19 protein-coding genes, 1 tRNA gene and 1 pseudogene are annotated in these 26,284 nt (G+C 69.7%); 9 read left to right on the top strand and 12 right to left on the bottom strand.

From position 1 onward, the window contains the following. Positions 1-186 precede the first annotated feature (186 nt). The 4 genes from ACZ5UM_RS09285 (at position 187) to ACZ5UM_RS09270 (ending at position 3,739) form a co-directional block, all read left to right on the top strand. Positions 187-274, top strand: a tRNA-Leu gene (locus tag ACZ5UM_RS09285). 224 nt (positions 275-498) lie between these two features. Next, complete coding sequence (locus tag ACZ5UM_RS09280) at positions 499-861, top strand: response regulator (protein WP_464843691.1); 363 nt, start codon at positions 499-501, stop codon at positions 859-861. Next, positions 858-3,371, top strand: coding sequence for an ATP-binding protein (locus ACZ5UM_RS09275; protein ID WP_464843690.1), 2,514 nt, complete (start codon positions 858-860; stop codon positions 3,369-3,371). Before ACZ5UM_RS09280 ends, ACZ5UM_RS09275 begins: the two co-directional genes overlap by 4 nt. Positions 3,372-3,388: 17 nt before the next feature. Further along, positions 3,389-3,739, top strand: a complete 351-nt coding sequence (locus ACZ5UM_RS09270; RefSeq protein WP_464843689.1) for a hypothetical protein — start codon at positions 3,389-3,391, stop codon at positions 3,737-3,739. 902 nt (positions 3,740-4,641) lie between these two features. On the opposite strand, the gene ACZ5UM_RS09265 is transcribed toward ACZ5UM_RS09270, so the two are convergent. From ACZ5UM_RS09265 to pfkA, 5 genes are all read right to left on the bottom strand, one after another. Further along, positions 4,642-5,322, bottom strand: coding sequence for a TIGR00266 family protein (locus ACZ5UM_RS09265; protein WP_464843688.1), 681 nt, complete (start codon positions 5,320-5,322; stop codon positions 4,642-4,644). 360 nt (positions 5,323-5,682) lie between these two features. Continuing rightward, positions 5,683-6,798: an Mrp/NBP35 family ATP-binding protein gene (locus ACZ5UM_RS09260; protein ID WP_464843687.1), complete on the bottom strand. Its 1,116-nt coding sequence runs from the start codon at positions 6,796-6,798 to the stop codon at positions 5,683-5,685. A gap of 451 nt (positions 6,799-7,249) precedes the next feature. Beyond that, positions 7,250-7,669 carry an acyl-CoA thioesterase gene (locus tag ACZ5UM_RS09255; RefSeq protein WP_464843686.1) on the bottom strand — a complete coding sequence of 140 codons (420 nt, stop codon included), beginning with the start codon at positions 7,667-7,669 and terminating at the stop codon, positions 7,250-7,252. A gap of 91 nt (positions 7,670-7,760) precedes the next feature. Next, positions 7,761-9,515, bottom strand: coding sequence for a pyruvate kinase (pyk, locus tag ACZ5UM_RS09250; RefSeq protein ID WP_464843685.1), 1,755 nt, complete (start codon positions 9,513-9,515; stop codon positions 7,761-7,763). 23 nt (positions 9,516-9,538) lie between these two features. Then, positions 9,539-10,498, bottom strand: coding sequence for a 6-phosphofructokinase (gene pfkA, locus ACZ5UM_RS09245; protein WP_464848333.1), 960 nt, complete (start codon positions 10,496-10,498; stop codon positions 9,539-9,541). A 302-nt stretch (positions 10,499-10,800) separates the two neighbouring features. On the opposite strand from pfkA, the gene ACZ5UM_RS09240 reads away from it, so the two are divergent. Beyond that, positions 10,801-11,622 carry a purine-nucleoside phosphorylase gene (locus tag ACZ5UM_RS09240; protein WP_464843684.1) on the top strand — a complete coding sequence of 274 codons (822 nt, stop codon included), beginning with the start codon at positions 10,801-10,803 and terminating at the stop codon, positions 11,620-11,622. Positions 11,623-11,687: 65 nt separating this feature from the next. Here the strand turns inward: ACZ5UM_RS09240 and ACZ5UM_RS09235 are convergent, their stop codons facing one another. After that, on the bottom strand, positions 11,688-12,098 hold the full coding sequence (locus ACZ5UM_RS09235; protein WP_464843683.1) for a hypothetical protein: 411 nt from the start codon (positions 12,096-12,098) through the stop codon (positions 11,688-11,690). Positions 12,099-12,174: 76 nt separating this feature from the next. Here ACZ5UM_RS09235 and ACZ5UM_RS09230 point away from each other — a divergent pair, with 76 nt between their 5' ends. Beyond that, positions 12,175-13,626, top strand: a complete 1,452-nt coding sequence (locus ACZ5UM_RS09230) for an RsmB/NOP family class I SAM-dependent RNA methyltransferase (protein WP_464843682.1) — start codon at positions 12,175-12,177, stop codon at positions 13,624-13,626. A gap of 58 nt (positions 13,627-13,684) precedes the next feature. Here the strand turns inward: ACZ5UM_RS09230 and ACZ5UM_RS09225 are convergent, their stop codons facing one another. Further along, complete coding sequence (locus ACZ5UM_RS09225; protein WP_464843681.1) at positions 13,685-15,094, bottom strand: aspartate ammonia-lyase; 1,410 nt, start codon at positions 15,092-15,094, stop codon at positions 13,685-13,687. Positions 15,095-15,128: 34 nt separating this feature from the next. Further along, the gene (gene megL / locus ACZ5UM_RS09220) at positions 15,129-16,337 is read right to left on the bottom strand and encodes a methionine gamma-lyase (RefSeq protein WP_464843680.1); all 1,209 of its coding nucleotides are present in this window, start codon (positions 16,335-16,337) and stop codon (positions 15,129-15,131) included. A gap of 192 nt (positions 16,338-16,529) precedes the next feature. Here megL and ACZ5UM_RS09215 point away from each other — a divergent pair, with 192 nt between their 5' ends. Continuing rightward, on the top strand, positions 16,530-19,754 hold the full coding sequence (locus tag ACZ5UM_RS09215; RefSeq protein WP_464843679.1) for a BTAD domain-containing putative transcriptional regulator: 3,225 nt from the start codon (positions 16,530-16,532) through the stop codon (positions 19,752-19,754). Between the two features lie 90 nt (positions 19,755-19,844). Here the strand turns inward: ACZ5UM_RS09215 and ACZ5UM_RS09210 are convergent, their stop codons facing one another. Beyond that, complete coding sequence (locus ACZ5UM_RS09210; protein ID WP_464843678.1) at positions 19,845-20,027, bottom strand: FmdB family zinc ribbon protein; 183 nt, start codon at positions 20,025-20,027, stop codon at positions 19,845-19,847. 355 nt (positions 20,028-20,382) lie between these two features. Here ACZ5UM_RS09210 and ACZ5UM_RS09205 point away from each other — a divergent pair, with 355 nt between their 5' ends. Further along, a complete protein-coding gene (locus ACZ5UM_RS09205; protein ID WP_464848332.1) occupies positions 20,383-21,225 on the top strand; it encodes a metal-dependent hydrolase in 843 nt (280 codons plus the stop codon). A gap of 71 nt (positions 21,226-21,296) precedes the next feature. On the opposite strand, the gene ACZ5UM_RS09200 is transcribed toward ACZ5UM_RS09205, so the two are convergent. Together ACZ5UM_RS09200 and ACZ5UM_RS09195 are read right to left on the bottom strand one after the other, a co-directional pair. Further along, positions 21,297-21,491 carry a heavy-metal-associated domain-containing protein gene (locus ACZ5UM_RS09200; RefSeq protein ID WP_464848330.1) on the bottom strand — a complete coding sequence of 65 codons (195 nt, stop codon included), beginning with the start codon at positions 21,489-21,491 and terminating at the stop codon, positions 21,297-21,299. Positions 21,492-21,601: 110 nt separating this feature from the next. Then, positions 21,602-22,720: a M24 family metallopeptidase gene (locus ACZ5UM_RS09195; RefSeq protein ID WP_464843677.1), complete on the bottom strand. Its 1,119-nt coding sequence runs from the start codon at positions 22,718-22,720 to the stop codon at positions 21,602-21,604. 217 nt (positions 22,721-22,937) lie between these two features. Here ACZ5UM_RS09195 and ACZ5UM_RS09190 point away from each other — a divergent pair, with 217 nt between their 5' ends. After that, positions 22,938-23,747 carry a Cof-type HAD-IIB family hydrolase gene (locus ACZ5UM_RS09190; protein WP_464843676.1) on the top strand — a complete coding sequence of 270 codons (810 nt, stop codon included), beginning with the start codon at positions 22,938-22,940 and terminating at the stop codon, positions 23,745-23,747. A gap of 315 nt (positions 23,748-24,062) precedes the next feature. Here ACZ5UM_RS09190 and ACZ5UM_RS09185 read toward each other — a convergent pair. Next, a pseudogene (locus ACZ5UM_RS09185) lies at positions 24,063-26,033 on the bottom strand (methyl-accepting chemotaxis protein); the annotation flags it as partial. Between the last annotated feature and the right edge of the window lie 251 nt (positions 26,034-26,284).

Below are 26,284 nucleotides of genomic sequence, written 5' to 3'. Positions count from 1 at the left end.
TACCGTGCATCGCGTTCACGCTGCAAAGGTCAGAAGACGGAAGGACTGGGTGCAGGTCTGCGTTTTCGAGGATACTTCGGTAGAAGCGCCCCGTTTCCCTGCGCGCACGGGGGTGTGGCACGATTCGGCAGCGGCGCGTTTCTTGCCAGCCGGTCCCTTGATGTGCTATCATATCGAAGCACTCAGGCCGAAGTGGTGGAACTGGCAGACGCGCTCGACTCAAAATCGAGTGGGGTAACCCCCCGTGCGGGTTCGAGTCCCGCCTTCGGCACCACGTGGCAACAGGGCTGCAGGGTTTACCCCTGCAGCCCGCTTCGCGCAGAGGGGAAGACTCATTTATAGCTACAGTTCCCGACGTTCAGGGCAGAAACGGTCTATAGGGTCTGGACTGTAGATCAAAACTGATCCGCACAAAGGCGCTGGATACTGGTACACTGAAGACATAGTCCCTGAACCCGATCGGGGACCGCCGCGCCCCGGAGATGGAGGGATACACCCATGGCACATATTCTGGTCGCGGACGACGACCTTGACATTGCACGGCTGGTCGCCTTTCAGCTCAAGTACAGCGGCTACGAGGTCACCCTGGCCCACGACGGCACCGAGGCCCTGGCCCGGGCCCGGGAGGCCGCTCCCGACCTGATCCTGCTGGACTGGATGATGCCCGGCATGGACGGCCTGCAGTGCCTCACGGCCCTGAAGCGCGACCCGGCCACCAGCAGCATCCCCGTCGTGCTCATGACCGCCCGCGCCCAGCAGGCGGACGTGCAGGCGGGCATCGCCGCCGGCGCCGCGGCCTATCTGGTCAAGCCCTTCGAACTGGATCACCTGATCCGCACGGTCAAGGAGGCGGTCGGATGAACCAACCGGCTTACCGCTGGGACACCGGCCTTCGGCTGCGGGTCTTCGGCCTGCTGCTCTTCCTGCTCTCCCTGCTGGTCGGGCTGGGGGTCATCCTGACCTTTACCTTCACCCAGCTCAACTCCTTCCAGGAGCGGGCCAGGCTCACCCAGGAGAACGTGCGCCGGGCCGAACAGGTCGCCACGCACTTTGCCGAAGTGACGTCCGCCCTGCGGGGCTACGTGTTCACGGGCGACGAGACCATGCTGGAGCCGTTCGAGCCCAAGATGAACGAGCTCACCGAGCTGCTGTCGGACCTGGAGGCAAGCGTCGCGGCCGACCCCGAGCAGGTCAGGCGGGTCCATGAACTCCGGGGGCTGATCGAGACCTGGCGCAGCCAGGTGGCGGAGCCGGAGATCGAACGCATGAGGCAGGGCTCCCCCGGCGCGGGCAGCATCCTCATGAACGACGGCATCAACTACACCACGCAGATCAACGACCTGCGCCGCACGATCATCGACGAGGAGAACAGCCGCATGGAGGCCGACGTGCGGAGAGCCAGCACGGCCTCGGACCAGGTGGTCCGCGTCACGTGGCTGGCCATCTCGCTGGCGGCAGTCCTGGCCCTGGGCGGCTTCCTCGTCTTCGCCCGGGGCGTCACCCGATCCACCGCCGCCCTGGCCGACGCGGCGAACCGGATCTCCCAGGGCGAGCGCGGGGTCGTGCTGGAAGCCCCGCTGGACGGCGAACTCCAGGTGGTGGCCAACGCCTTCGTGAAGATGTCGGTCACCCTGGCCGAGCAGGAGAAGCAGCTGCAGCAGCAGCAGGAGCAGCTGATCGCCCAGAACGAGGAGTTGCTCGCCCAGCAGGAGTCGGTCCGGCGGCATGCCGAGGAACTGGAGCGGAAGGAGCGCCACCTGAGCCGGCTCCACAGCCTCTCCAGCAAGATGGTGGGCTCCATCGAGATGGACCAGCTCTCCAACCTGATCCTGGACGAGTACCTGGACCTTTACGGGGGCGTGGCCGGCGCGCTGCTCATGGTCGATGAGTATTCCGACCGTCTGCGGGTGGTCGCCGAGCGCTGGCTGTCCCACGACCTGAAGGGGCAGTTCATCCCCCGGTCGGGCCCCATCGCCCGCTGCATCGAGCTGCAGGAGGTCGTGATGGCCCGCTACCCCAACACGCAGACCCGCTTCAAGGTCTGGCTCCAGGAGGTGCCGGTGGCCCAGGAGGTATACGTCCCGCTCGTCCACACCGGCCGGGCGATCGGCGTGGTCGTCATCGCCTTCGCGGAGCCCACGGAACCCGGCGGCGAGGCCCAGGCGCTGTGGCACGCCGTGGCTGGACAAGCCTCGGTGGCGCTCGCCGCCGCCCAGAACCACCTGGAAGTGAAGCGCGCCTTTGCCGCGCTGCAGGACCAGGCGGCGCAGATCGAAATGCTCAACGCCCAGCTGGAAGAGGAGCGCGACCGGGCCTCGGCGCAGCTCGACATCTACCTCTCCATCGTGTCGACCATGCCGGCAGGGGCCTGGCTCTGCGACACCGGCGGAAACTTGCTGGTCTCCAACTCCATGTTCCAGGAGTTCTTCGGCAAGACCGTGCCCGACGAACCCCTGGAGGAGATGCTGAAGCAGATCGCAGCGGTCCTGCCCGAGGGCGATCCGTTCCCCCAGACCGTCCGCGAGCTCATCCACGACCCGTTCGCCGAGGCGGAGGGGCAGCTGCGCCTCACCACCGGCTACACCCTGCAGTGGTCGTCGGCGCCTGTGGGCAAGGGGCAGAGCCGGGTCGGCCGCCTCTTCACCTTCCAGGACGTCACGGAGCTGGCGGAACTGGACCGGCTGAAGTCCGAGTTCGTGAACACGGTCTCCCACGAGCTCCGGACGCCGCTCACTTCCATCATGGGTTACCTGAGCCTGGTGCTGGCGGGCACGGCCGGTCCGCTGCAGGAGCAGCAGCGGGAGTTCCTGGAGGTGGTCTCCCGCAACACCAGCCGGCTGGCCAACCTGATCAACGACCTGCTCGACATCCAGCGCATCGAATCCGGCCGCATGCCCCTGCAGCTCTCGCCCACCTCCCTCGCCAGCGTGGTGACGCAGGTCGCCGAGACCTTCCGGGTACAGGCTGAACAGAAGGGGCTTTCGTTCACGGTCCAGGTGCCGGAGGACGTGCCGCAGATCCAGGCCGATCCGGACCGGCTGACGCAGATCATCTCCAACCTGGTCTCCAACGCGGTCAAGTACACCAAGACGGGCGGCGTCACGATCTCGGTGTCCGCCGTCGGCGACCGGGTGGAGCTGGAAGTGAAGGACACGGGGATCGGCATCTCCCCGGCTGACCAGAAGCGCATTTTCGAGAAGTTCTACCGTGCGGAGCACCCGTACGTGCGCGAGGTGGGCGGCACCGGCCTGGGCCTGCCCATCGTGCGGACGATGGTGGAGGAGCACGGGGCGGAACTGCGGCTGGAGAGCCAGCCGGGCCGGGGTTCGCGCTTTATCGTCAGCTTCCCGGCCCTGAAGGCCGACTCGTGAGACGGGAGGCATGACCCATGGGCGACGACCTGGAAGCCCGGCTGCTGCACGCGTTCATCGACCTGATCCAGGAGCGGAAGGCCGCCGGCCGCCGTGAGCTGGCGGCCACGCACGAGACCATCGCCCGCTGGCTGTCCGATCGCACGGGCCTGGCGGTGACGCCGCGCCACGTGCAGTATCTGACGCTCGCCCTGCGGGACGGTCAGATCATCGACATCGGCGGCGGCGGCATCGGCCGCCCCAACACCTACGACACCCGTGAGGCCGCGATGGGAACCGAGGCCTTCTGGGATCAGGTGGACGCCTTCCTCATGGTCTGGCGCATGCCGGGCCGCGAATCGCTGCGAAAGGCCGACCCCGGCGCCTGAGGGCGCCGGGGTCTGGCGTTTTCGCCCGGCCACCTGCCGTGTCACCATCGCGCACGCCAGACCCACCCTCCGGCGACGGGGACCGCCAGTTTTCGACTTCGTGACCGGGGCGAAAGTGAAAACGCGCCGGTCGCCGGCGGGGGTGCTGGGGTGCGGGGGTTCGGGATTCTGGGGTGCGGAGGCGCTGGGGCCGCGGTGCACCCGGGCACAGGCCCGGGACCGGTGAAACGGCGTGTTCGCGTGGGGTCTTGCGACGCGTCCGGGCATCCGGCGGGGCACGGGCGCACGCCAGACCCACCCTCCGGCGGCGGGGACCGCCGGTTTTCGACTTCGTGACCAGGGCGAATGTGAAAACGCGGCGGTCGCCGTGGCAGGGGTGCGGGGGTGCGGGGGTTCGGGGTTCTGGGGTGCGGAGGCGCTGGGGCCGCGGTGCACCCGGGCACAGGCCCGGCACCGATGAAACGACGTGTTCGCGTGGGTCTTGCGACGCGTCCGGGCATCCGGCGGGGCGTGGGACCACGGCAGACCCACCCTCCGGCGGGGCGTGGGACCACGGCAGACCCACCCTCCGGCGGCGGCGACCGCTGGTTTTCGACTTCGTGTCCAGGGCGAATGTGAAAACGCGGCGGTCGCCAGCGCAGGCTTGGGGTTGGGGATGTCTTGGAGGAGGCAGAACCAGGCGTAAGGCCGGGGTATGACGGCTTCGCGGTGGGTCTGACAGACCCGCCGCGCGTCCGGTTGCGGGGCGTGCGCACTGCGGACGCTCTGGCAACTGGATGAACCGCCAGCATTCGACTTGCGGGATTTGCCCACGTGGAAAAACGCCGATCCGCAGCGCCGGTGTGCAGGCGCTGGGGATCACAACTTGACCCCGGCGCCTGAGTGCGCCGGGGTCCTGTTGTTCAGTCCTTCTTGCTGGGCATGCGCGAAGCCATCCAGTTGACCAGGGCCTCCTCCGAGCGGGTCTGCAGGTACACCCGGCCCGGCCCCGTGAACTCACAGACGAGCCCCTCGCCACTGGCGACCGTGGCGAACCAGCCCCGGCCGGCCTTCTGCACGCTGAACCGCAGGCCATCGCTGAATCCGACCACGTGTCCCGTGTCCACCCGGTACCGCTCGCCGGGGGCAAGTTCCTTCTCGTGCAGCGCGCCGTAGGCGGTGAAGAGCAGACCCCCGGTGCCCCGAACGCGCAGCAGGAAGAGCCCGCCGGAGCCGAAGAAGCCGCGCGCCCCTCCCCACCGGGAATCGATGGTGAGGTCGGCGTCCGCGGCCAGGTAAGCCCCGGACTTCAGGTAGAAGGTCTCACCCTTCAGCTCGACGTAGCCGATGTCGCCCGGCAGCGCGGGCGCCAGGGCCAGCTCGCCGGGACCGCCCCGCGCCTGATACCGGGAGGTGAAAAACGACTCGCCGCCCAGCACCGACCGGCCCAGGGCGCTGAAGAAGCCGCCTTTCATCTCGGTCTCCAACTCCACGGTACTGCTCATGGCGACCATGGCCCCTGCCTCAGCCTGCACCTCCTCGCCCGGTGCGAGATACACCACCGCCAACGAGTAACTGGGCTGGTACCGGATCTCACAGCGCATGGACTCACCCCCCCGGTATCGTCGGATGGTTCCCTCTTCGCCTCACCGTATACCGTTCCTGCCCGCGCATATCGAAAAGGAGACGCTCCTCCGCGCCTGTGGGGCAGCGCCCAGTCCACCTCGGCGCCGGAAGCAGCAAGGGGGGCATTCCGCCCCCCTGTCGATCGCTGCTCGGGCCACAATACGGCACGAGCCGTAACCCGTCACACGAATCCGGGCCGCAACTCGCTACATGAGCCATAACTCGTCATAAGGGCTGCAACTCGCTGCACGAGCCGCAACTCGTTACACGGGCCGCAACCCTTCACACGCACCGATACCCGTCGCAAGGGCCGCAGCTCGTTCCACGCGCGGTACTCGTTACACCAGCCGCAGTTCTTCGGTCCACACCTTGGGCGGCGCCAGCTCCGCGATCTTGCGGGCCGCCTCCAGGTACGCCTGCGCCGCCGGGTGGTCCTCCTTGTCGGCGACGATCGGATCGCCCACATCGGAGCCCAGGCGCACGTCGGCCGTGAGCGGGATCTGGCTCAGGACCTCGCAGCCGAGGCTGGCGGCGAGCGCCTGGCCGCCGCCCTTGCCGAAGATGAAGTGCTTCTTGCTGCACTCGTCGCAGATGAAGTACGCCATGTTCTCGATAACACCTATGATGCGCTGGTTGGTGCGCGTCGCCATGGAGCCGACCCGGGACGCCACCTGTGAAGCGGCGGCCTGCGGCGTGGTCACCAGCACGAGGTCGGTGCCCGGCAGCATCTGGGATACCGAGAGCGCCACGTCGCCGGTGCCGGGCGGCAGGTCGATCAGCAGGTAGTCCAGCTTGCCCCACTGGACGTTCAACAGGAACTGCTCGACCATCTTGCCCAGCATGGGTCCGCGCCAGATGATGGCCTGGTCCTCGTTCACCAGGCTGCCGGCCGAGATGAACGGGATGTCGTGCCCCCAGACGGGCAGCAGCATCTGGTCGTCCAGCGCCTCGGGACGGGACATGTTGCCCATCATGCGCGGAATCGAGAAGCCGTAGATATCCGCGTCGATGATGCCGACGCTGTAGCCCAGCTTCTTCAGCGCGACCGCCAGGTTGACGGTGGCGGTGGACTTGCCGACGCCGCCCTTGCCCGAGGCGATGCCGATGATCGTCGTGCGGGTCGCCAGGGCCATGGTCGACTGGCGCGCCTCGCCGTGGGGCTCGCTGCTGCCCCGCACCTTCGCGGCGACGGCGGCCCGCTCGGCTTCGGTCATGGCGCCGAAACGGGTGGTCACCTGCTCCACGCCGGGCACCTGCTTCAGGGCCGCCTCCACGTCCCGCTCGAACCGGTGCTTCAGCGGGCAGCCCGGCACCGTGAGATTGATGGTCACCGTCACATGGCCGCCATCAATCTCGATATCCTTCACCATGTCGAGTTCGACGATGGACTTGTGCAGCTCGGGGTCGTTGACGACCTTCAGCGCTTCCAGGACCTGCTCACGGGTAATGGACATTCTGTTCGCTCTCCTCCCGGGGGCCCGATACGGGCGATTCGTCAACTCACTGTCTACAGCATACCCGGATTCCGCCACGCTCGGCGTGACGCCAGTCACACCTCGCCACAACCTTTAGACGTGGCGCGGCCGCGGGCAAATACGGGGGCAGGCGCAGTCGTGCACCACCCTGAACACAGGGCACCCACCGCCCGAAACACGGGGGCAGGCGTTACCCGAAACATGGGGCTGACGCCGCCCGAAGCACCGGGCAGGCGCTGCCCGAAACACGGGGACGCACCGCCCGGAACCCGGCAGCATGCACCGCCCGAGGCACGGGGGCACACACCGCCCGGAACGCGGGACCAGGCACTGCCCAAAGCACGGCGGCAGACACCGCACGGAACACGGGAGCCAGCGCTGCCCAAAGCACGGGGACGTACCGCCCGAAAAACGGGGCACGTACCGCTGATCAGCCTTCTCCCTGCAACCGGTCGTGAAACAGCCGCCACAGATCCGGCGCCAGCTTGGGCAGGGCGCCGGGTCGGCCGCCGGGGCCCAGGAAGCCGTGGGTGGTGGTGCCCTCGCAGCAGAGTGTGCCGTCCGCCGCACGGCATATGCGGTAGGCGAAGACGATCCGGGCGGGCGTCAGCCGCTCGATGCGCGTCTCCACGTCCAGGAGGTCGTCGTACCGGGCCGGGTGGACCCACCGGACCTGCGCCTCGGTCACCGGTACCAGGATCCCCCGCCGCTCGAAGTCGGCGTAGGGGGCCCCCCAGGCGCGCATCAGCTCGTTCCGCCCCACCTCAAACCAGACCAGATAGTTCGCGTGGTACACGACGCCCATGGCGTCGGTATCGGCATACCGTACCCGCACCTGCGTCCTGACCAACTCGGCCGCCTCCCGATTCCGCTCCGGTGCTGACACAGGGCAAGCGGCGGCGTGTCCTGCGCCGCCGCTCGTTCCCGTTCCGTTACCCAGTTTACTTGACCGTGGCCTCCCCGCGCAAGACGAGCCCGTGCGCCACATCCAGCGTGATGACCGCGTCGTCGGGGATCTGGCGGGTTGCGCCTTCCGCCCCCACGATCACCGGCTTGCCCAGGGAGATCCCGGCCACCGCTGCGTGGGAGGTCAGGCCGCCCTCCTCGGTGACGATGCCCGCCGCCCGCTCCATGGCCGGAATGAAGTCGGCGTCGGTGAACCGGGTGACCAGAATGTCGCCCTCCTCCACCCGCGCCAGGTCGGCCTCGGACCGCACCACCCGGGCCCGCCCGGTGACCGCCTGCCGCCCGATGCCCGTGCCCTTGGCCAGCACGTCGGCCACCGTGTGCACCTTCAGCAGGTTGGTGGTGCCCTGGACCCCCAGCGGCAGCCCGGCGGTGATGACGATCAGGTCGCCGTTCTTGACGAATCCGGAGATCAGCGCGCCCTCCACGGCCCGCTGGGTCAGGTCCTCGGTGCCCGTCGCCTCGGGGCGGATGACCGGGAACACGCCCCAGACCAGCCGCAGCTGCCGGGCGACGCGCGGATAGGGCGTCACCGCGATGATCGGACAGGCCGGGCGGTACTTGGACACCATGCGGGCGGTGAAGCCCGACGTGGTCGCGGAGACGATGGCCGCGGCGCCCAGGTCGTGGGCGGTGGTCACCGTGGCGTGGGAGATGGCCTCCGTCACGCTGTCCATCCGGCCGAAGCGGCCGCGGGTGGCCAGCCTGTGGGAGTGGTCCAGGGCCGCCTCGGTGCGCCGGGCGATCGTCGCCATCGTCCGCACCGCCTCCACCGGATACTTGCCGGCCGCGGATTCGGCGGAGAGCATGATGGCGTCGGTGCCGTCCATGATCGCGTTCGCCACATCGGAAGCCTCGGCCCGGGTGGGACGGGGCCGGGTGACCATGGACTCCAGCATCTGGGTCGCGGTGATCACCGGCTTGCCCATGGCGTTGGCCCGCTCGATCATCCGCTTCTGCATGAGCGGCACCTCTTCGGTGGGCACCTCGACCCCCAGGTCGCCCCGGGCCACCATCAGCCCGTCGGAGACCTGCAGGATGGCCTCCAGGTTGTCAAACCCCTCCTGGGACTCCACCTTCGAGATGATCTGCTGGTGGCCCCCCGCCTCCTCAATGACCCGGCGGATCTCCAGCACGTCCTGGGCCTTCCGGATGAACGAGCCGGCCACGAAGTCGACGTCCATCTCCACGGCAAAGCGGATGTCCGCGATATCCTTGTCCGACAGCGCCGGCAGCGAGACCTTCGTTCCGGGCAGGTTCACCTTCTTCCGGTCGGAGAGCGTGCCGCCCACGATGACCCGGCAGCGGACCTCGGTGGAGGTCACCTCCACCGCCTGGAACGTCAGGTTGCCGTCGTCCAGGAGCAGGTAGCCGCCCTCGGCCACGTCGTCCACGATCCCCGGATACTGGACCCACACCCGCTTCCGGTTGCCCGTGCACGGCTCCGTGGTCAGGGTGAAGAGGTCGCCCTCGCGCAGCTCGACCTTTCCATCTTCAAACGTGCCGATGCGGATCTCCGGACCCCGCAGATCCACCATGATCGCGACATCCTTGCCCACCCGCCGGCCGGCCTCGCGAATGTGCTCGATCCGCTGCCGGTGCTCCTCGTGGGTCCCGTGGCTGAAGTTGAGCCGGCACACATCGACACCGGCTTCGATCAGCCGCGTCAGCACGTCCAGCTGCTCGCTGGCCGGCCCGATGGTGGCCACGATCTTCGTCTTGCGCAGCATCCCGGTACCTCACCTCGTCGAAATCAAATCGCCAGAATCTCTGCCAGGTCAACCAACTCGTCGGGGATCTCCTTGCGCCGGCCGAACACCTGATCCAACGGCCGCGTCACCAGTTCCTCGTTCTCCAAACCGACGAAGAGCCCGCCCTTGCCCTCGAGCAGCACTTCCGCCGCCCGGGCGCCCATGCGGGAGGCCAGCATCGCATCCAGCGCGGTGGGGGAACCGCCCCGCTGGATGTGCCCGAGGACCATGACGCGCGTATCGTAACCGGTCATCTCCCGGATCTGCTTGCCGACGTCGAACCCGCGCCCGGCGCCCTCCGCCACGATGATCAGGGTGTGCCGCTTGCCCCGCTCCACGCCGCGCTTGAGCCGGGCCACCACCTCTTCGAGGGGCAGCGGCCGCTCCGGGAGCAGGATCGACTCCGCACCGCCCGCCAGCCCCGCCGCCAGGGCGATCCAGCCCGAATGGCGGCCCATCACCTCCAGCACGAAGGTGCGCTCGTGGGAGGTGGCGGTGTCGCGGATCTTCCGGATCGCGTCCAGACAGGTGTTGACCGCGGTGTCGAACCCGATCGTCCGGTCGGTCCCGTAGACGTCGTTGTCGATGGTGGCTGGCACGCCGACGGCGGGCAGCCCCATCTCGGTGAGCCGCAGGGCGCCCCGGAACGAACCGTCGCCGCCGATCACGACCAGGCCCTCGATCCCGGCTGCCCGCGCCTTTTCCAGGGCCTCCTGCTGCCCCTCCGGCGTGAGGAAGTAATCGCTGCGAGCCGTCTGCAAGAAGGTCCCGCCGCGGTGGATGATGTCGCCGACGGAGCTGATCCTGAGTTCCATGAAGTCGCCTGCGATGAGGCCGGCGTACCCGCGGCGAACCCCCACCACCTCCGCGCCCAACGAAATCCCGCGCCGAACCACGGCGCGCACCGCCGCGTTCATGCCTGGTGCGTCCCCGCCACTGGTCAGAACGCCGATCTTGCGAATCCTGGGCACTTTCTATCGTCCCTCCCGGCTGCGTCCGCTTGTCGGTGTGCAGCAGCATCCGGTTGCGCACCGTACAGGCACTGGCCTTAGTATACCCGCCGGCTTTTCCGCCCGGTGGAGCCGTGGCGCACCCCGGATGGCGCGTGCAATGGCAGGTATTCTCCGCGCCGATGCGGTATCTCCTTCTTGGATGGGCAAACTTTGTTAGGTTTGCCTACAGAAGTGGCCGTCAACGTCGCTGGCCGGCCGCCGCGCATCAGGCGCCGGCCGGCCAGACACCCTACGGAGTGAGGTGTTGACCCGTGTCTGACCTGCTGAAGCGCATCGAAGAGGCCCGTGCAGCCGTGGCCGCCCGGGGCGGCGTGACTCCTTCCGTCGGACTCATTCTCGGTTCCGGGCTCGGCGACCTGGCCGACCAGGTGGAGGAGGCCGTGCGGGTTCCGTATACCGAGATTCCCCACTTCCCGGTCTCCACAGCGCCCGGGCACGCCGGCCAGCTCGTCCTCGGACTGCTGGAAGGCAAGCCGGTGGTGGCCATGCAGGGGCGTGTCCACTTTTATGAAGGCTATACCATGGAGCAGGTCGTCTTCCCCGTCCGCGTGATGCGCGCACTCGGCATCGAAACCCTGGTCGTGACCTGCGCCGCGGGCGGACTGAATCCCTCCTTTTCGGCCGGGGACCTCATGCTCATCACCGACCACATCAACACCATGGGACAGGACCCGCTGCGGGGACCCAACGACGAGCGGCTCGGCCCGCGCTTCCCCGCCACCGTGGGCGCCTACACGCCCGAGCTGCGGGAGATCGCCCTGCAGGTCGCCGGCGAGATGGGCATCCGGCTCCAGCAGGGCGTCTACACCGCGATCTCGGGACCGTCGTACAACACCAGCGCGGAGCTGCGCATGCTCCAGCGGCTCGGCGGCGACGCCGTGGGCATGTCCACCGTGCCCGAGGTCATCGCGGCCCGGCACATGGGCCTGAAGGTCCTCGGGATCGCCTGCATCACGGACATGGCCCTGCCCGACGCGCCCGTGCACCTCACCCACGAGCAGGTGCTGGAGGTGGCCAACCGGACCAAGCCCTTGTTCCAGCGCCTGGTGCGGGGCGTGCTGCGCCGGCTGTAGCGCGCCGGTTCAGGGGGCCCCGAACGGCGTCCCCGGTGCGGCGCGCCCGGTGCGGACGCCCGGGCTTACCGGGCGAGGGGATCCGCCAGCAGGTCCATCACCCAGGCGCTGTTGCGGATGATGTGCTGGGCTTCTTCGTACTCCGCCTCCAGCTGCCGCAGCTGGACGTGGACCTCCGCGAGCCACCGGAGCAGCTCGGCGTAGTGCACGGAGTCCGTGGCGGTGGACGTCAGCCGCTGCGACAGCTCACTGGCCCGCGCCCGTGCGCTCGCGAGGCGGGGTTCCAGCTCCTTCAGCCGGGCGATCGCCTGGATGCGCTGTGCGATGAGCTCCGCCGGGGTTCCCGCAGCCGCCCCCCGCGCTGCCCTCGGGGCTTCCGCCGGGACCTGGTGCTGCAGATGCGCCGCCTCGTTGTCGCGCAGGGCCCGCCGTGCCCGCTCCGCGACGCTGTTCAGGGCCTCCTCTGCCTGGGCCATCTCGATCACGCCTCCCCTACCTCGCATTCCCTCTGATGGTATTATATGGATAACCCAACCGCCTGGCAAGGGGGTGATGGGCCTGGAGGATCGCACACTCCCCCAGGCGTTCGTCGCACGCATGGCCGACCTGCTGCAGGACGAGTTCGACGCGTTCGTGGCCACCTATGAGGAGCCCCAGACCCGGGGGCTGCGGGCCAACCGGCTGAAGATCACCCCGGAGGCGCTGGCCGCGCGCCTGGGGTTTGCGGCCGATCCGGTCCCCTGGAACCCGGACGGCCTCTACTGTCCGCCCGGGTTCCGTCCCGGCTGGCACCCGTATCACGCGGCGGGGCTCTATTACGGACAGGAGCCCAGCGCGATGGTGGTCGCTCCCCTGGTCGGGGCGCGGCCCGGCGAACGGGTGCTGGACCTGGCCGCAGCCCCCGGCGGCAAGACGACCCAGCTGGCCGCCCACATGGAGAACCGGGGTCTCCTCGTCGCCAACGAGATCGACCCCGGCCGTGCGCGCGCCCTGGTGGAGAACCTCGAACGGCTGGGCATCACCTGCGCGGCCGTCGTCAGCGAGCGGCCGGAGCGGCTGGCCGCCCGGCTGCCCGGGTTCTTCGACCGGGTCCTGGTCGACGCCCCCTGCTCGGGCGAGGGCATGTTCCGCAAGACGCCCGAGGTCCGCGCCCGGTGGCGCCCCGACATGCCCGCCGCCTGCGCCCGCGTGCAGGGTGAGATCCTGGACAGCGCGGCCGACATGCTCCGCCCCGGGGGCCGGCTCGTCTACTCCACCTGCACCTTCGCGCCCGAGGAGAACGAGGAGGTGCTGCTGCAGCTCCTCACCCGCCGGCCCGACCTGCGCATGGTCCCCCTCCCCGCGGTCCCCGGGATCGAGCCGGCGCGCCCGGATTGGACCCGCGACCCTGAGCGCGCCGCCGCCCTTGGCATCGGGCTGGCCGGGCGGCTCTGGCCCCACAAGGTGCGGGGCGAGGGCCACTTCGTCGCGGCGCTGGAGCGGATCCCGGACGCCGGGGGCGCCCGGCCCCGGATCAAGGGCCGGGAGTGGCAGCGGCCGGCGAAGGAGGCGCTGGCCGCGTACCAGGATTTCTGCCGCCAGTGGCTGACCCCCCGGGCCCGGGAGGTGCTCCCGCCGGAGACGGAGGTGCGCCAGTACGGCGAGTGGCTCTTCGCGCCGCCGGAGGGCAGCCCGGTGCTCAGCGGCCTGCACGTGATGCGCGCCGGGCTGCAGCTGGGGCGCGCCCGGAAGGCCCGCTTCGAGCCGACCCACGCGCTGGCCCTGGCGGTGCGCCCGGAGCACGTGCGGCAGGTGCACGATCTGGCCGCGGACTCGCCGGCGCTGCTGGCCTACCTCCGGGGCGAGACCCTGCCCGCCGCCGGGGAACAGGGCTGGACCCTGATCACGGTGGACGGCTTTCCCCTCGGATGGGCCAAGGCTTCCGGCGGCATCCTGAAGAACCACTACCCCAAGTGGCTGCGGTGGCTCCCCGGCGCGGGGGCGCCCGCAGAGCCGGAAAGCTGAAAACCGCCGGGCAGTCCTGTGCCCGGCGGTTTTCCGTATGTGTCCGTGTGCGGCGCCGTTAGCCCTGCTTCCGCTTCGCGATGCCCATGGTGGTGAGCGCCATCGGGGAGAGGATCTCGTCGATCTCCTCCTCCGTGAGCAGCCCCTTCTCCAGCACGATTTCCCGCACCGGCCGGCCGGTGAGGATGGCCTCACGTGCCACCGCCGAAGCGTTCTTGTACCCGACGATGGGGTTGATGGCGGTCACCAGGCCGACCGACTTGCTGACCATCTCCTCGCACCGCTCCCGGTTGGCCTTGATGCCCCGGACGCACCGCTCGGTGAACAGCCGGACGGCGTTGGCCAGGGAGTCGATGCTGGTGAAGAGGGCGTGGCCCATGACCGGCTCCATCACGTTCAGCTCCAGCTGGCCGGCCTCGGCGGCCATCATGACCGTCACGTCCAGGCCCATGACCAGGAAGCAGGTCTGGTTCAGCACCTCGGCCATGACCGGGTTCACCTTGCCGGGCATGATGGAAGAGCCGGGCTGCATCTCCGGCAGCTGGATCTCGAACAGGCCGCAGCGGGGACCCGAGGCCATGAGGCGCAGGTCGTTGGCGATCTTGGAAAGGGCCACCGCCAGGGCCTTCAGGCTCCCGCTGAGGCCCACGAACGGGTCGAGGCTCTGCGTGGCGTCGACCAGGTTGGCCGGCTGCCGCAGCTCCCGTCCGGTGCTCTCGCTGAGCAGCCGGGTGACCAGCGGCGGGTAGTTAGGATCGGCGTTCAGCCCGGTGCCGACAGCGGTCGCGCCCATGTTGATCTCGCACAGCCCTTCCAGGGCCTGCTCGATGCGCCGGCGGCAGCGCTTCACGGCCGTGTGCCAGGCCTCAAACTCCTGCCCGAGCCGGATCGGCACCGCATCCTGCAGGTGCGTGCGGCCCATCTTCACCACGTCGTCGAACTCCTCGGCCTTGGCGTGGAGGGCCTCCTCCAGGCCGCGCAGGCTCTCGAGCAGCACGTCGGCGCGCTCCATGATGGCCAGCCGCAGCGCCGTGGGGAACGCGTCGTTGGTGGACTGGGCGAAGTTCACGTGGTCGTTGGGCGAGACCAGGTTGTAGTCGCCCTTCTGGCCGCCCATGATCTCGATCGCCCGGTTGGCGATCACCTCGTTGGCGTTCATGTTGGCGGACGTGCCGGCGCCGCCCTGGACGGGGTCGACCGGGAACTGGTCGGCCAGCGCGCCGGCCAGGATCTCGTCACACGCCTGCACGATGGCGTCGGTGACGTTGGCCGGGAGATAGCCCAGCTGGTGGTTTGCCTGTGCTGCCGCCTTCTTCACCTGGGCCAGGCCCCGGACCAGCGCCGGGTGAATCCGCAGGCCGGTGATCTGGAAGTTTTCGAGCGCACGGGCGGTCTGGATGCCATAATAGGCATCGGCCGGAACCTGCTTTTCGCCGAGCAGATCGCGTTCAGTTCGTGTCGCTTGCATTGGGGATCCTCCTTACTCCATCGTTGCCATCATGTTAACCGTTTCTTGTTGAGCGCCCAACAGCCGCCAATGCCTGGTTCAGATCTGCGATGATATCATCGGCGTCCTCCAGACCCACCGATAGTCTGACCAAACCGTCGCTGATTCCGGCGGCCGCGCGGGCCTCCGGCGGAATCACCGCGTGGGTCATGGACGCAGGATGCTGGATCAGGGTGTCTGTGTCGCCCAGAGAGACGGCTACCGTACACAGGTGTACGGCACCCAGGAGAGTTCTCCCTGCCGCGATGCCTCCAATTAGCTCGAAAGAGAGCAGACCCCCAAACCCGTCCATCTGCCTCCTGGCCAGTTCGTACTGGGGCGAGGACTCTAACCCCGGATAGTACACGCGCATCACCAAAGGATGTTCCTCCAGGTACCGCGCCACCCGCAGCGCATTCTCGCTGTGCCGCTCCATGCGCACGGCCAGGGTCTTCAGGCCCCGGAGCAGCAGCCATGCGTCGAAGGGCGACAGGATGCCGCCGAAGTCCTTTAGCGTCGTCTTGCGGATCTGGTTCATGACGCTGGCCGGGCCCACGGCCAGGCCCGCCACGACGTCGCCGTGTCCGCCGATGTACTTGGTGGCGCTGTGCACCACGATGTCCGCACCGTGCTCCAGCGGCCGCTGCAGGTAGGGCGTCATGAAGGTGTTGTCGACCACGACCGTGATGCCGTGCCGGTGGGCCAGGTCCGAAAGGGCGCGGATGTCCGCGAGCCGCAGCGTCGGGTTCGCCGGCGTCTCAAAGAGCAGCAGCCGGGTGTTCGGCCGGATGGCCTGCTCGACCAGGTCGGGGCGGGACGCATCCACCGGGGTGGCCTCCACGCCGAAGCGGGACATCACGTCCATCAGGAAGTCAAACGTGCAGCCGTAGATGGGGCTGCCGAACACCACGTGGTCACCGGCCTTTACCAGCGCCGTCACGACGCCGGCAATCGCCGCCATGCCCGAACCGAACGCCACGGCGGCCTCACCGCCCTCCAGGTCGGCGATCTTCTCCTCCAGAGCCGCCACTGTCGGGTTCCCCAGCCGGGTGTAGATGTACCCGGGTTCGTCGCCGGCAAACCGCGCGGCACCCTGCTCCAGGCTGGCAAAGGCGAAGGTGGAAGTCTGGTAGATGGGGGGAGAAATGGCACCTGTGAGCGGGTCGGGACGCTGCCCGGCGTGGACACACCGGGTGGCCAGTCTCTGCTGCCGGATCCTCTCCATCGCGGAGCACCTCCGTTGGAACCGTTCTTCCATGCCTATGCGGCGGGGTGGTGGAAAGGGTTACGGTGAACGTGTCCGGCCGTGCTCTGGTTGTTGCGCGTGTTATGCCAACTGTACTATGGTTGTGCTATGGATAGAGTAGCCCACAGACCCCTGACGCTCGCCTCTCAGGGACACGAGGGGGTGGTCGATGTGATCACGCCGCAGCCTCCGGCCGCCGGCATCCACCTGCCGCGCCCGCGCGTCAGCGCCCTGCTGTTCGGCGGCCTCTCCCGCCGCCTGACGGTGCTCCTGGCCCCCGCCGGCTACGGCAAGACCACGGCGCTGCGAAGTTTTGTGCGTGAGACGGGGCTCCCCGCCGTGTGGCTGGAGGCGCCCGCGCAGCTCGGGTGGCGCCAGTGCCTGCATCATCTGGCGCAGGGAATCGTGCGCCAGCTGGGCGGCGGCGGGCTGCTCGCCCGCGCGCTTGAAGAAGGCGGGCTCCCGGAGGATCCCCTCCCCCTCCTGCTCTCGGATCTGAACGCCATCGCCGAAGAGCATGTGCTGGTCTTCGACGACTTGCACCGGCTCCCCCCGAACTCGCCCCTCGCCGGCCTGCTCGGCCGGCTGGTGGCGTCTGCGGGCCGGCGGACGCACTTCTTCCTCTCCTCCCGCACGGCCCTGCCCTTCCCGACGGCGCGGCTGAAGGTCACCCAGGCGGCTCTCGAGATCACCGAACTGGACCTCCGGTTCACCCGGGAAGAGGCAGTCGCGCTGCTGACCGCGCTGACGGGCCAGCCGCCGCCCGCCGACGCGCTCGACCGGGCGCTGCAGCTCACCGAGGGCTGGCCTGCGGCGCTGGTCCTGCTCGCGACCGCTGCCGTGCGGGTGGGCGGCCTCTCGGTCATCCCCGCCGTCGATGACCTGGCGACGCCCCTGCCGAGGGACCTGTGCGCGTACCTCGCCGACGAGGTGGTGGGCGGCCTGGAGCCCCGCCTCCGGTCCTTCATGGAGGAAAGCGCCATCCTGGACGTGGTCACGCCCGCCGCGTGCGAGGCCATCCTGGGCCGGCAGGACGCCGAGCAGATCCTCGACCAGCTTACCCGAACGTGCCGGCTGCTGCTGGTGGTCGGGCCGGGCGCCTATCGCTACCATCCATTACTTCAACGTTTCCTGCTGGGGAACCTGCGAGCCCGGGGAGCCGAGGTGCTGAACCGGCTCAGCCGCAAGTGCCTGGTGCCTGGCTGGCTCACCGATCCCGAGCCCGGCCGTCTGAGCCGCGTCGTGGCACAGCTGCCGCCGTCGCAGAAGGCCGAGTACCCCTGGATGGCCCTGTGCGAGGCCCGGTACCTGCTCAGCACCGGACAGGCGGAGCGCTCGCTGGGGATGGGCCGTCTGGCGCTTCATGCTTTTGAGGAGGCCGGCGACCGCCGCGGCGCCTTCTATGCGCACCTGCTGCTGAGCGACTGCCTGTTTCTGCGTTACGACTTTGCGGGGAGCCGGGCGGAACTGGCGCGCGCCGCCGAGGCGCTCTTGCCCGAGTTCCGCGACGATGCGGCGCTGCTGGCCCTGAAGCGCGCACAGCTGGCGTACGCGAGCGGTGCGGACCCCGAGGATGTGGAGGCCCAGCTGCGCAGGGCGCTCGCGCTCTACGTCGAGTCGGGCGACCTGATCGGCGAAGCCGAGGTCTCCGACCGGCTCGGCTTCGTCCGAATCCGCAAGGGCGACTACCGCAGCGGCCTGGGCCTGCTGGAGCGCTCGCACCGCATGCTCCGGTCCGCCGGGGTGCCGGAGCACGAGACGGGCATGAACCTGGCCTGGGCGTACCTGGAGGTCGGCCGGTTCCGCGACTCGGCCCGCCTGAGCCGGCCGCTGGCCACGTCCTCGCGCAAGGCCGTGCGCCGGGCGTACGCGCACGTCTGCCTGCTGAACGCCCACACCCGCCTGGGCGAGTTCGCCGAGGCCGCAGCGCTGGCGCCCGCGGCCAACGCGCTGGTGGAGGAACTCAACCTTCCCCACCTGCGGACGTGGCTCACCGCCTCGCTGGCGGCGCTGTACCGGCTGGCCGGTCAGGCGCCGGTGGCCGCGCCCTTCGTCGGCGAGGCGCTGCAGATGGCCCGCAGCGGCAACCCGGAACACGCGCATCTGCCCGCCCGGCTGGAGGCGGCCATGCTGCATCTATTCTCTACCGGAAACGCGCACGCTGCCGCGGAAATCGCCCAGAATACGCTGGAAACGCTGGAAAGCAGAGCTACCGTCAGGGAGCGGGTGCTGCTCGCGCTCACCCTGGCGGTGGCCCGGTTCCGCACCAGCCGCACCGAATCGCGGCCCGAAGCGGTCCAGACGCTGCAGCGTGCGCTGGCCGAGTGCCAGCTGCGCGGCGCGGACTTCGTCGTGCTGCACGAGTGGCACCTGGCCCTGGCGGTCATCATCTACGGACTGGCCTACGACGTGCAGGCCGCCTACTGCCTGCACCTGCTGAAGTACATGGCCGAGGGCCTGCCCCCCGCCATCCGGCAGGCCGGCATCGCGCTCGGCGGAAGCGAGCTGCGCGCGCTGCCCGCTGCGTGGCAGGCGCTGCCCGACGACGCGTCCCGGAAGCTGCTCGCCTCGCTGTTGACGCCGGAGCAGCGGCAGCGGGTGGCGGTGCTGGCTTCGGGTCCGGCGCCGCTGACCATCCGAGTGCTCGGCCCGCTGTCCGTCCAGGTGGGCAGCACCCCCGTGGACGTGCGGGCGCTGAAGCGCCGCCGCAGCGGCCAGCTCCTGGTCCTCCTGCTGGCGCACGACGGCCCGGTCCCGCGGGAGCAGATCATCGAACGGCTCTGGCCTGATCTCAGCCCCCGTGCGGCCGACACGTCGCTCAGGGTCGCGCTCCACCACCTCCGCCGGCTGCTGGAGCCCCACCTGGGCGGCAGGGTCCGCTCCCGTTACATCCAGGCGGAGGGCGGCTTGATCTGGTTCAACCGGGAACCCGAGGTGTGGGTGGATCTGGACCAGCTCCGGAGCGTGCTGCAGCAGGCTGATGCCGCCCGCGCGGCCGGCCGTCCGGAGGAGGCGGCGCGCCTGCTCGAAGAGGCCTCCCGCCTGTATAAGGGCGACCTGCTGGCGGATGATCCCTATGTGCTGACCGATCTCCGTGACTTCTGGCGGGAGCGCTGCACCGAGGCGCTGGACTGGCTCGGCTACTACTACTGGCTGAACGCCGGCTCTCCGGAGAAGGCGATCCACACCTTCCAGCGCCGGCTGGCGATCGAGGAGTACCACGAGCCCACCCATCAGGCGCTCATGCGCATCTACCTCAGCGCCGGCCAGACAGAGAGGGTGCGGCACCAGTACAAGGTGTGCGAGGCCGCCCTGGCCGTCCACCTGGGCGTGAAGCCCTCCGGGGTGACCGATTCGCTCCTCCGGCTGGCCGTCGCTCTCGAGGAGGACAGGTAGGCGAACAAACCGAGGCCCCCGGCCGGCAGCCAGGGGCCTCGGTTGTGCGTGTCTGCGCGTCGGGCGCACGGCCCGGGATCAACAGCCTGCTCAGGTGAAGCGCGGCACGGAGGGCGCAGATCCGGAGCCGCTCACCTGCGCTGCGGGAGCCGAGACCAGCACCCGGGTCTGGCCCGAGCAGGTCGGACAGACCACCTCATCGCGCTTGCTGTAGGAGACCAGCTCCTCGAAGCGATGACCGCACTTCTCGCACTCAAAGCGATAGAACGGCACCCGATCTCACCTCGCTCCCATCATCGCTCGAACAACAGCTGAAGAAGCCACCAGGCCCCTACCAGGAGCCACACGAATACCCCCGGTCACACCGGCGGCAGGCCACGCCTGCCCTTCTGCGGTACGCCTCAGGTTCCGCTGGTGCAGTTCTGTCCGCGCCGATCCACCGGTTTCCCACCCTTCAACCACTCCGTACGGGGTACGGTATTAAGATACTGTGCGTGTCCCCGCGTGTCAAGCCCCGGGCGGGGTCAGGGCCGCGGCCACCCAGGAATTGTGCGTGGCGCGGTCAGGCCTCCCCCTCCTAGAATTGAACTGATCGATCATCACAGTCGAGGTGTTGTCGTTGGATTCGGTGACCCACCTGCTGATGGGGCACGCGATGGGCGCGCTGGCGGCGGCCGCCGCGCCTGAAGCCGGCCCGGCTGTGTACTGGGCGGCGTTCCTGGGCAACTCCCTGCCCGACATCGACGTGCCCCTGAGCGTGCTCATGCGGCGCGGCATTCAGCTGCACCGCACGTATACCCATACCCTGTTGGGTGCTGCGGTGCTCTCCGCGGCGGCAGCCTGCGCCCTGTCCTCCGCCTTTCCCGAGGCCGGACCGGCGCAGCTGTTCACCTGGACGCTTCTGGGCGCCCTCGCCCACGTGGCGGCCGACTGCCTGAACCTGTTCGGCGCCCGCCCTTTCTGGCCGCTGAGCGGGCGCACGGTGGAACTCGGCGTCCTGCACATCACCGACCCGTGGCTCCTGCTGCTCCTGGGCCTGCCCGCGGCCGGCGCGGGCGTCGGCTGGCTGCCGGCCCGGTGGCTGGGCGGCGCCTTCGTGGCCATGTGGCTCTACGTGGCGGTGCGCTGCCTGACCGCCCGGCGGCTCCTGCGCGGCCTGCTCCAGGCGGGCAGCCTGCGGGCCCGGGTGGTGCCCTGGTTCAGCGGCTGGCGGTACGTGGCAGAAACGGCCGACACCGTGGAGTTCGGCAGGTGGCGCCGCGGCCGGCGCGTAATGCTGGAGAGCTTCCCCAAACGGCAGGATCCGCGGATCGCGGCATCGCTCGGGGATCCGCGGGTCGGGCAGTTCCTGCGGGAATCGGAGTATCCCGTGGCGCTGGTCCAGGAGGGCGAGGTGGTCTGGATCGACGCGCTGCGCCGCCTGCGGGCGGACTTCCGGCCCCTGCGGGTGCCCGTGGAGGCCGAGGCCTGAACCGCGCGACGGGGCCCGGTGGTCTGCCACCGGGCCCCGCAGTCTTTTCCCAACGGATGGCGGGCCGCGCCTCAGGCGACCTCCACGACCTCGTAACCCTCTTCCTCGATCGCGCGCTTGACCGCCTCGATGTCCACGCTGCCCTCAAACCGGGCCTCGCCGATCTCCACCTGCAGGTTCTCGATGCCGGGAATGGCCGACAGGGCCTTCTTCACGCCCATCACGCAGTGGCCACAGCTCATTCCCGCGATCTTCACCGTGGTCATCCGCTGCACACGCTCCCTCCGCACCGGTGTGAATGTACCCCTACGGGGTACGGGTTCTGACATCATCCTAAACCCGAACGGCAGGGCTCGTCAAGCCCGTTCGGGGAGGACTATCCGACCGAAAGCCGTTCCCGGGTCCAGCTGGTCAGCACCCGGCAGCCGGACTCGGTGACGACCACGTCGTCCTCGATGCGCACGCCGCCCACGCCCGGCAGGTAGACGCCGGGCTCGATGGTGATCACGTGGCCGGGCCGAAGCACTCTGCGGTTGCCGGCCACCACGTAGGGCTCCTCGTGGATCTCCAGCCCGAGGCCGTGGCCGGTGCGGTGAATGAAATAGTCGCCGTACCCGGCGTCCTCGATCACGCGCCGGGCCGCCCGGTCGACCTCCTCCAGGGCGACACCCGGCTTCACGGCGGCGACGGCCGCCTGGTTGGCGGCCCGCACCACCTCGTAGACCTGGGCCAGCGGCTCCGGCCACTCCCCGCAGCAGACCGTCCGGGTGATGTCCGAGCGGTAGCCCCGGTACTCGGCCCCGAAGTCCATCAGGACCACCTGGCCGGGCTCCAGCACCCGCCCGCCGGTGGAGCCATGGGGCAGGGCAGATGCCGGGCCGAACAGCACGTGGGTCTCGAAAGCGACCCCGTCCGCGCCGGCGGCAAACATGGCCTCTTCCAGGACCCGGGCGATCTCCCGCTCGGTCACGCCCGGGCGGATCGCCGCGACGGCGGCGTTCAGGGCCGGGTTCAGCATGTCGGCCGCCTGCTGCAGGAGGGCCACCTCGTCGGCGCCCTTGCACTCCCGCAGCCCCGAAATCACCGGGCTGAGGTCGGCCGCCGCGCCGACCAGGGCGGCGGGCCCGAGCCCCAGCGCCCGGGCGATCTGCCGCAGCTGGCCGACGGGCAGGTCAGCCTGCTCCAGGGCGATCCGCCCGTCGCCGGCGCCGGCCCTACGCAGGATCCCGGCCAGCGCCGTAAAGGGGTCCTCACCGTCCTGCCAGGTGACCAGACGGAGGGCGGACGCGGCCCGCACCCCCTCCGCTTCCAGGGCCGGAACCAGCAGCACCGGCTCCCCCTCCGCCGGAATCACCAGCCCCGAGAACCGCTTGCTGGGGTTGGACCAGCCCGTCAGGTAACGCAGGCTGACCGGCGCCGTCACAAGTCCGGCCGCCATCCCCTGCTCCCGCAGGGCATGCTGCACCGCGTCGAACCGGTGTGATCTGCTCTCCATCACGCGCGCCGCCTCCTCGCAGAACCTCCTTGGCAGACTCACGTGCAGGACTGCTTCTGCCCCGGGGGCCGCGGCTCCTGCCGAACAGACCCACCTGCCGGCGCCGCGCCTCCGCCGGTCCGACCCGGCCTGTCCGGCTCACGCCGCGCCCAGGCCCGCCGGTTGACCCGTTGCGGACCCGAAGATAGACTGGTCTCAACGAGGAGGAGACATAACAATGACACATCCCCGCATCCGCCTGCTCGCCCTGGACATGGATGGCACGCTGCTCCGCTCGGACCTGACGATCTCCCCGCGCAACCAGGCGGCCGTGGCGGCCTGCCTGGACCGGGGCGTCGCCGTCGTGCTGGCCACGGGCCGGTTCTACCCGGCCGCGGCGCCCTACCTGGCGTACTGGCCGGGACGGCCGATCTGGGTGGCCGCCAACAACGGCGCCCAGCTGTTTGCGCCGGGAGAAGAGGAGCCGGTCGTCTCGCGGTCGATCGACCGGGATGTGGCACACGAAGTCCTGTCGTGGATCGACGAGCAGGGGCTCTCGGCGAGGGTCTACTTCAGTGACTCGGCCGTGATCAACCGGATGACCGAACAGACCCGGGCCTTCATGCGCCGGCTGGGCGCCCGGTGCCTGCACGCGCCGCAGCTGGCCGGGGCCGTGACGGAGCCGCCGGTCAAGATCGTCCTGATGGCCGACGCGCCCCGGGCGCGCGCCCTGGAGGCGGAGGTCCGGCGGCGGTGGGGCCTCCGGCTGGAGGTGACCAGCTCGGAGCCCACGCTGGTGGAACTCACCGGGCCCGGCGCCACCAAGGGCGAGACGATCCGCGCCCTGGCCGCCCGCCTGGGCATCGACCGCACAGAAGTGGCGGCCATCGGCAACGGGCGCAACGACCTGACGATGATCACCTGGGCGGGCCTCGGGGCGGCGGTGGCCAACGCCGATCCGGAGCTGCTCGCGGCCGCGCCGCAGGTGTACGCCCACCACGACGAGGACGGCGTCAGTGCGTTCATCGAGAGCTTTCTGGGCGGGTAGTTCCCCTTAGCCCAGGGGCACGGATTCGGCACCCAGCGCGGCGATGGTGTCGGCGAGGTCGCCGGAGACCTGCTGCAGCCGCGCCGACAGTTCCCGCAGCTCGGCCTGCGCCTGGACCACCTGGCCCATCTGGTCACGGATCTCCGCCACCATGGCCGAAACCTCTCCGATGCCCCCGGAGATTCTCTCGACCGACGCCAGGGCCTGCTCGGCGGCAGCGGCCATCTCCTCGGAGGACGCGGTGTTCTCCTCCACCACGGCGGCGACGTTCTCCATCGCGCCGGCGATGGACCGCACCCGCTCGGCGTTGGCCTCTATGGCCTCCCGCACGATCTGGTCCACCGCGGCGGCCGCCGTCTGGCTGGCCTCGAGGATCTGGTCCAGCCGCTCCCGGGCCTGGCTGCTCGTCTCCACGCCTTCCTGGGCGAGGACGCGCGCCTCCCGCATGGCCGAGACCGTCTGGTCGATGAGGCTCAGGGTGGTGCTGATGAGCTGGCCGATCTCCTGGGTGGCCTGGCCGGAGCGCTCCGCCAGCCGCCGCACCTCTTCGGCCACCACCGCGAAGCCCCGCCCCTGCTCGCCGGCCCGGGCCGCCTCAATCGCGGCGTTCAGGGCCAGCAGGTTGGTCTGCTCGGCGATCTCGGAGATGGCCGACGTGATGTCGCTGATCGAGCGGGAGTGCTCGCCCAGCCGCTCGACCAGGGCGACGGAGCGGTCGGCGTTTTCGGCGATGCGCTGCACGCCTGCCAGCGTCGCCCGCAGGGCCTCGTCGCCTTCCCGCACCAGCGCGAAGGTGCGCTCGGCTGCCCGGCGGGCCGCTTCGCCCTGTGCCAGGCTCTCGCCCTGGCTCTCGTCGATCTGGCTCACCATGGCCGTCACCCGGTCGATATGGCTAGCCTGCTCCTCCGCGCCCCGCGCGATGCCTTCCGCCGCGCGGGCGAGATCCCCCATCCCGTCCGCCACCTGGGCCGACTGCTCCTTGACCTCGGTCGCGATGGCCGCCCCGCTCTCGGTGCGGGAGGCCACCGCTTCCGCCAGCGAGGCGGTCCGGTCGGCCGAGGCGGCCAGCGAGGCGCTCAGGCGGGCCACGTCGCGGGCCGCCCCGCTGACCCGGAAGGTGGCCGCGCGGACTCGTTCCAGCAAGCCGTTCAGGCTCTCGGCCATCTGCCCCACCTCGTCCCGGGAGGGGGCCGTGAAAGTGGTCGTCAGGTCACCGGCGTCCAGAGCCTGGGCGAAGCTGCGCAGCGGCCGGGTGACCCCGCGTCGGGCCAGCAGCCACGGCAGCACGGCGCCCAGCAGCAGCCCGGCGATGCCCAGCGCGAGGCCGGCCGTGGTGGCGTTGCGGAAGGCGCCGGCCACCTGTTCGAAGTGGCTCTCAGGAATGCCGACGTACGGACTGGCGATGATCTGCCCGTTCAGGTCGGTGAGCGGCGCGTAGATGGTCCGCTGCCAGTGATTCACCACGAAGGCCCGGCCCTGGTACACCTCTCCCCTGCGGATCCGCTCCATGACGGCGTCGGAGTAGACGGTGCCCACCGCCCGCTCCACGGAGTTGGGCCGGCGGACGTTGGTGGTGATGCGGATGCCGTCCAGGGCGATGGTCGCGGTCAGCGGCGTGTCGCCAGGCGAACGGCGCTGCACCTCGTCCACGATCGCCGGGTCGTTGTTCAGGATGTCGGCCACCAGCACCGCGCCGACCAGCCGGCCCCCGGACCGCAGGGGGGCGGCCGCCGCCAGGGCCAGCGCGTCGGTGAGCTGGCTCCCCACCAGCTCGTGCGTGGCCTCCTGGGTCTCTTCGACGTTGATGACCACCTGCTGCCGGACCTCCGCGCGCTCCTGCGCCAGGTCGGCCGCGGCGATCCGCACCGGCGAGGAGATGGCCCGCCCCTGGGCCAGCACCGCGTCCACCAGCCCGCCGATGGAAACCCGGTCGCCGCCCGCGCCTGCGTAGCGGTAGCGCGTGCGTCCGTTGTGGTCCAGCACCAGGAAGATGTCGGCATGGCCTCGCATCGACTGGCCCAGCCGGTCAAGGGCCTGCAGGTCGGCCTCCCCGCCCGCTGCCACACGGGCCAGGGCATCGTTGGCCGACAGGGCGGAGACCGAGCCGAACAGGGCCTGCAGCCTGCCCTCGATGACCGTCTGATGCACCTGCATCGCCAGCTCCAGCGTGGTGTCCGCCTGCCGCTCGATGTCTTGCGTGACGGCGCGATTCAGGTACGCGCTGGTGGCCACGAGGCCGACGGCCGGCACCGAAACGGCCAGCAGCGTGATCAGGATGATCCGCACGGCAATGGACATACTGCCAATACGAATGGGCCGCATCACGATCCCAGTCCTTTCGGGGCACTTTTCAGGTAATCTTCGCCAATGTAACACAGTGATCCTCTTCGACACATAGTTATTTCGGTCTAGGTAAGTATACGAAAGTCGAAAACCCGCCGAAAGGCGGTGTGCGCAAGCGCTAAGGGGACGGACTAAAGGTCCGTCCCCTTGGTACGAATGGCTCTCCGCAGGTCATCCTTTCGGGCCGGTCCCCG

It is taken from the genome of Symbiobacterium ostreiconchae (assembly GCF_055396975.1).
This window is presented reverse-complemented; position numbering and strand designations above follow the sequence as displayed.

Bases quoted from the DNA above. Each gene is read 5' to 3' on its own strand.
- ACZ5UM_RS09225 (WP_464843681.1), bottom strand. From the start codon at position 15,094: ATGCAAGCGACACGAACTGAACGCGATCTGCTCGGCGAAAAGCAGGTT.
- ACZ5UM_RS09270 (WP_464843689.1), top strand. From the start codon at position 3,389: ATGGGCGACGACCTGGAAGCCCGGCTGCTGCACGCGTTCATCGACCTG.
- pyk (WP_464843685.1), bottom strand. From the start codon at position 9,515: ATGCTGCGCAAGACGAAGATCGTGGCCACCATCGGGCCGGCCAGCGAG.
- ACZ5UM_RS09265 (WP_464843688.1), bottom strand. From the start codon at position 5,322: ATGCGCTGTGAGATCCGGTACCAGCCCAGTTACTCGTTGGCGGTGGTG.
- megL (WP_464843680.1), bottom strand. From the start codon at position 16,337: ATGGAGAGGATCCGGCAGCAGAGACTGGCCACCCGGTGTGTCCACGCC.
- ACZ5UM_RS09235 (WP_464843683.1), bottom strand. From the start codon at position 12,098: ATGGCCCAGGCAGAGGAGGCCCTGAACAGCGTCGCGGAGCGGGCACGG.
- ACZ5UM_RS09195 (WP_464843677.1), bottom strand. From the start codon at position 22,720: ATGGAGAGCAGATCACACCGGTTCGACGCGGTGCAGCATGCCCTGCGG.
- ACZ5UM_RS09190 (WP_464843676.1), top strand. From the start codon at position 22,938: ATGACACATCCCCGCATCCGCCTGCTCGCCCTGGACATGGATGGCACG.
- ACZ5UM_RS09275 (WP_464843690.1), top strand. From the start codon at position 858: ATGAACCAACCGGCTTACCGCTGGGACACCGGCCTTCGGCTGCGGGTC.
- ACZ5UM_RS09280 (WP_464843691.1), top strand. From the start codon at position 499: ATGGCACATATTCTGGTCGCGGACGACGACCTTGACATTGCACGGCTG.
- ACZ5UM_RS09230 (WP_464843682.1), top strand. From the start codon at position 12,175: ATGGGCCTGGAGGATCGCACACTCCCCCAGGCGTTCGTCGCACGCATG.
- ACZ5UM_RS09200 (WP_464848330.1), bottom strand. From the start codon at position 21,491: ATGACCACGGTGAAGATCGCGGGAATGAGCTGTGGCCACTGCGTGATG.
- ACZ5UM_RS09260 (WP_464843687.1), bottom strand. From the start codon at position 6,798: ATGTCCATTACCCGTGAGCAGGTCCTGGAAGCGCTGAAGGTCGTCAAC.